The sequence below is a fragment of the Serratia sp. 506_PEND genome (assembly GCF_001076875.1).
GTDB lineage: Bacteria > Pseudomonadota > Gammaproteobacteria > Enterobacterales > Enterobacteriaceae > Serratia > Serratia marcescens.
Window position 1 is genome coordinate 1 of record NZ_JVEL01000589.1, and the last position, 5,153, is coordinate 5,153.

The window sequence follows — 5,153 nt, forward strand, 5'->3', positions numbered from 1 at the left end:
CACTGCTCTTTAACAATTTATCAGACAATCTGTGTGGGCACTCCACAAGACGATATCCAGCATCTTCGGATGCAAAAAAATATCAAGTCTTGAAGAGTGACTAACTGAAGTAAAATTCATGCAGTAAATCTTTGAGCATCGCTTCTCGAGTGGAAGCAAATCAAGCTTTTAATTGAAGAGTTTGATCATGGCTCAGATTGAACGCTGGCGGCAGGCTTAACACATGCAAGTCGAGCGGTAGCACAGGGGAGCTTGCTCCCTGGGTGACGAGCGGCGGACGGGTGAGTAATGTCTGGGAAACTGCCTGATGGAGGGGGATAACTACTGGAAACGGTAGCTAATACCGCATAACGTCGCAAGACCAAAGAGGGGGACCTTCGGGCCTCTTGCCATCAGATGTGCCCAGATGGGATTAGCTAGTAGGTGGGGTAATGGCTCACCTAGGCGACGATCCCTAGCTGGTCTGAGAGGATGACCAGCCACACTGGAACTGAGACACGGTCCAGACTCCTACGGGAGGCAGCAGTGGGGAATATTGCACAATGGGCGCAAGCCTGATGCAGCCATGCCGCGTGTGTGAAGAAGGCCTTCGGGTTGTAAAGCACTTTCAGCGAGGAGGAAGGTGGTGAGCTTAATACGCTCATCAATTGACGTTACTCGCAGAAGAAGCACCGGCTAACTCCGTGCCAGCAGCCGCGGTAATACGGAGGGTGCAAGCGTTAATCGGAATTACTGGGCGTAAAGCGCACGCAGGCGGTTTGTTAAGTCAGATGTGAAATCCCCGGGCTCAACCTGGGAACTGCATTTGAAACTGGCAAGCTAGAGTCTCGTAGAGGGGGGTAGAATTCCAGGTGTAGCGGTGAAATGCGTAGAGATCTGGAGGAATACCGGTGGCGAAGGCGGCCCCCTGGACGAAGACTGACGCTCAGGTGCGAAAGCGTGGGGAGCAAACAGGATTAGATACCCTGGTAGTCCACGCTGTAAACGATGTCGATTTGGAGGTTGTGCCCTTGAGGCGTGGCTTCCGGAGCTAACGCGTTAAATCGACCGCCTGGGGAGTACGGCCGCAAGGTTAAAACTCAAATGAATTGACGGGGGCCCGCACAAGCGGTGGAGCATGTGGTTTAATTCGATGCAACGCGAAGAACCTTACCTACTCTTGACATCCAGAGAACTTTCCAGAGATGGATTGGTGCCTTCGGGAACTCTGAGACAGGTGCTGCATGGCTGTCGTCAGCTCGTGTTGTGAAATGTTGGGTTAAGTCCCGCAACGAGCGCAACCCTTATCCTTTGTTGCCAGCGGTTCGGCCGGGAACTCAAAGGAGACTGCCAGTGATAAACTGGAGGAAGGTGGGGATGACGTCAAGTCATCATGGCCCTTACGAGTAGGGCTACACACGTGCTACAATGGCATATACAAAGAGAAGCGACCTCGCGAGAGCAAGCGGACCTCATAAAGTATGTCGTAGTCCGGATTGGAGTCTGCAACTCGACTCCATGAAGTCGGAATCGCTAGTAATCGTAGATCAGAATGCTACGGTGAATACGTTCCCGGGCCTTGTACACACCGCCCGTCACACCATGGGAGTGGGTTGCAAAAGAAGTAGGTAGCTTAACCTTCGGGAGGGCGCTTACCACTTTGTGATTCATGACTGGGGTGAAGTCGTAACAAGGTAACCGTAGGGGAACCTGCGGTTGGATCACCTCCTTACCTAAAGATATTAGTTCGCGTGGCGTGCTCACACAGATTGTCTGATAGAAAGTAACGAGCAGAAATACCTTTATAGGCTTGTAGCTCAGGTGGTTAGAGCGCACCCCTGATAAGGGTGAGGTCGGTGGTTCAAGTCCACTCAGGCCTACCACTTCTCGGAAGTGGAAAAGGTACTGCGCGTGACTGTATGGGGCTATAGCTCAGCTGGGAGAGCGCCTGCCTTGCACGCAGGAGGTCAGCGGTTCGATCCCGCTTAGCTCCACCATATAGTCCGGTATTTAATACTTCAGAGTATATTGGCGACAGTATGCTGCGAAGTATTTTGCTCTTTAACAATCTGGAACAAGCTGAAAATTGAAACATGACGGCTGAAATTTATCCCTCCGTAGACGTATTGGGATGAAGAGTAACCTGTCATAGAGTCTCTCAAATGTTTGCARCRCGAACGATGGAAACATCTTCGGGTTGTGAGGTTAAGTGACTAAGCGTACACGGTGGATGCCTAGGCAGTCAGAGGCGATGAAGGGCGTGCTAATCTGCGAAAAGCGTCGGTAAGGTGATATGAACCGTTATAACCGGCGATACCCGAATGGGGAAACCCAGTGTGTTTCGACACACTATCATGTCATGAATACATAGTGGCATGAGGCGAACCGGGGGAACTGAAACATCTAAGTACCCCGAGGAAAAGAAATCAACCGAGATTCCCCCAGTAGCGGCGAGCGAACGGGGAGGAGCCCAGAACCTGAATCGGCTTGTGTGTTAGTGGAAGCGTCTGGAAAGTCGCGCAGCAAAGGGTGATAGCCCCGTACACTAAAATGCACAGGTCGTGAGTTCGATGAGTAGGGCGGGACACGTGACATCCTGTCTGAATATGGGGGGACCATCCTCCAAGGCTAAATACTCCTGACTGACCGATAGTGAACCAGTACCGTGAGGGAAAGGCGAAAAGAACCCCGGCGAGGGGAGTGAAATAGAACCTGAAACCGTGTACGTACAAGCAGTGGGAGCACCTTCGTGGTGTGACTGCGTACCTTTTGTATAATGGGTCAGCGACTTATATTTTGTAGCAAGGTTAACCGTATAGGGGAGCCGTAGGGAAACCGAGTCTTAACTGGGCGATTAGTTGCAAGGTATAGACCCGAAACCCGGTGATCTAGCCATGGGCAGGTTGAAGGTTGGGTAACACTAACTGGAGGACCGAACCGACTAATGTTGAAAAATTAGCGGATGACTTGTGGCTGGGGGTGAAAGGCCAATCAAACCGGGAGATAGCTGGTTCTCCCCGAAAGCTATTTAGGTAGCGCCTCGTGAACTCATCTTCGGGGGTAGAGCACTGTTTCGGCTAGGGGGCCATCCCGGCTTACCAAACCGATGCAAACTCCGAATACCGAAGAATGTTATCACGGGAGACACACGGCGGGTGCTAACGTCCGTCGTGAAGAGGGAAACAACCCAGACCGCCAGCTAAGGTCCCAAAGTCATGGTTAAGTGGGAAACGATGTGGGAAGGCATAGACAGCCAGGATGTTGGCTTAGAAGCAGCCATCATTTAAAGAAAGCGTAATAGCTCACTGGTCGAGTCGGCCTGCGCGGAAGATGTAACGGGGCTAAACCATGCACCGAAGCTGCGGCAGCGACGCTTAGGCGTTGTTGGGTAGGGGAGCGTTCTGTAAGCCGTTGAAGGTGGCCTGTGAGGGTTGCTGGAGGTATCAGAAGTGCGAATGCTGACATAAGTAACGATAAAGCGGGTGAAAAGCCCGCTCGCCGGAAGACCAAGGGTTCCTGTCCAACGTTAATCGGGGCAGGGTGAGTCGACCCCTAAGGCGAGGCTGAAAAGCGTAGTCGATGGGAAACAGGTTAATATTCCTGTACTTGGTGTTACTGCGAAGGGGGGACGGAGAAGGCTAGGCTAGCCGGGCGACGGTTGTCCCGGTTTAAGCGTGTAGGGGGTGTGACCTGGTAAATCCGGTTGCATGCTAACCCTGAGGCGTGATGACGATGCACTACGGTGCAGAAGTAGTTGATGCCCTGCTTCCAGGAAAATCCTCTAAGCTCCAGGTAACATTAAATCGTACCCCAAACCGACACAGGTGGTCAGGTAGAGAATACCAAGGCGCTTGAGAGAACTCGGGTGAAGGAACTAGGCAAAATGGTGCCGTAACTTCGGGAGAAGGCACGCTGGCATGTAGGTGAAGTCCCTCGCGGATGGAGCTGAAGCCAGTCGAAGATACCAGCTGGCTGCAACTGTTTAATAAAAACACAGCACTGTGCAAACACGAAAGTGGACGTATACGGTGTGACGCCTGCCCGGTGCTGGAAGGTTAATTGATGGGGTCAGCCGCAAGGCGAAGCTCTTGATCGAAGCCCCAGTAAACGGCGGCCGTAACTATAACGGTCCTAAGGTAGCGAAATTCCTTGTCGGGTAAGTTCCGACCTGCACGAATGGCGTAATGATGGCCAGGCTGTCTCCACCCGAGACTCAGTGAAATTGAACTCGCTGTGAAGATGCAGTGTACCCGCGGCAAGACGGAAAGACCCCGTGAACCTTTACTATAGCTTGACACTGAACATTGAGCCTTGATGTGTAGGATAGGTGGGAGGCTTTGAAGCGTGGACGCCAGTCTGCGTGGAGCCATCCTTGAAATACCACCCTTTAATGTTTGATGTTCTAACTCGGCCCCGTGATCCGGGGTGAGGACAGTGTCTGGTGGGTAGTTTGACTGGGGCGGTCTCCTCCCAAAGAGTAACGGAGGAGCACGAAGGTTAGCTAATCACGGTCGGACATCGTGAGGTTAGTGCAAAGGCATAAGCTAGCTTGACTGCGAGAGTGACGGCTCGAGCAGGTACGAAAGTAGGTCTTAGTGATCCGGTGGTTCTGAATGGAAGGGCCATCGCTCAACGGATAAAAGGTACTCCGGGGATAACAGGCTGATACCGCCCAAGAGTTCATATCGACGGCGGTGTTTGGCACCTCGATGTCGGCTCATCACATCCTGGGGCTGAAGTAGGTCCCAAGGGTATGGCTGTTCGCCATTTAAAGTGGTACGCGAGCTGGGTTTAGAACGTCGTGAGACAGTTCGGTCCCTATCTGCCGTGGGCGTTGGAAGATTGAGAGGGGTTGCTCCTAGTACGAGAGGACCGGAGTGAACGCACCACTGGTGTTCGGGTTGTCATGCCAATGGCATTGCCCGGTAGCTAAGTGCGGAAAAGATAAGCGCTGAAAGCATCTAAGCGCGAAACTTGCCTCAAGATGAGTCTTCCCTGGGCCTTTAAGGCCCCTGAAGGAACGTTTAAGACTAAGACGTTGATAGGCTGGGTGTGTAAGTGCAGCGATGCATTGAGCTAACCAGTACTAATGATCCGTGAGGCTTAACCTTACAACACCGAAGGTGTTTTTAGAGAGATTTTCAGCGAAGTTCCGAGATTGGTTCTGATGGCTT

Annotated in this window: 2 tRNA genes and 2 rRNA genes; all 4 read left to right on the top strand. The window is 52.2% G+C overall.

Annotated elements, in window-relative coordinates:
• Positions 1 to 169: 169 nt before the first annotated feature.
• The 4 genes from ADK28_RS26605 to ADK28_RS26620 all read left to right on the top strand — a co-directional run bounded on the left by ADK28_RS26605 (position 170) and on the right by ADK28_RS26620 (position 5,090).
• Positions 170 to 1,711, top strand: a 16S ribosomal RNA gene (locus ADK28_RS26605).
• 74 nt (positions 1,712 to 1,785) lie between these two features.
• A tRNA-Ile gene (locus tag ADK28_RS26610) sits at positions 1,786 to 1,862 on the top strand.
• Between the two features lie 38 nt (positions 1,863 to 1,900).
• Positions 1,901 to 1,976, top strand: a tRNA-Ala gene (locus ADK28_RS26615).
• Between the two features lie 206 nt (positions 1,977 to 2,182).
• A 23S ribosomal RNA gene (locus ADK28_RS26620) occupies positions 2,183 to 5,090 on the top strand.
• Together the 16S and 23S rRNA genes with 2 tRNA genes alongside form the textbook arrangement of a ribosomal RNA operon.
• Positions 5,091 to 5,153 lie beyond the last annotated feature (63 nt).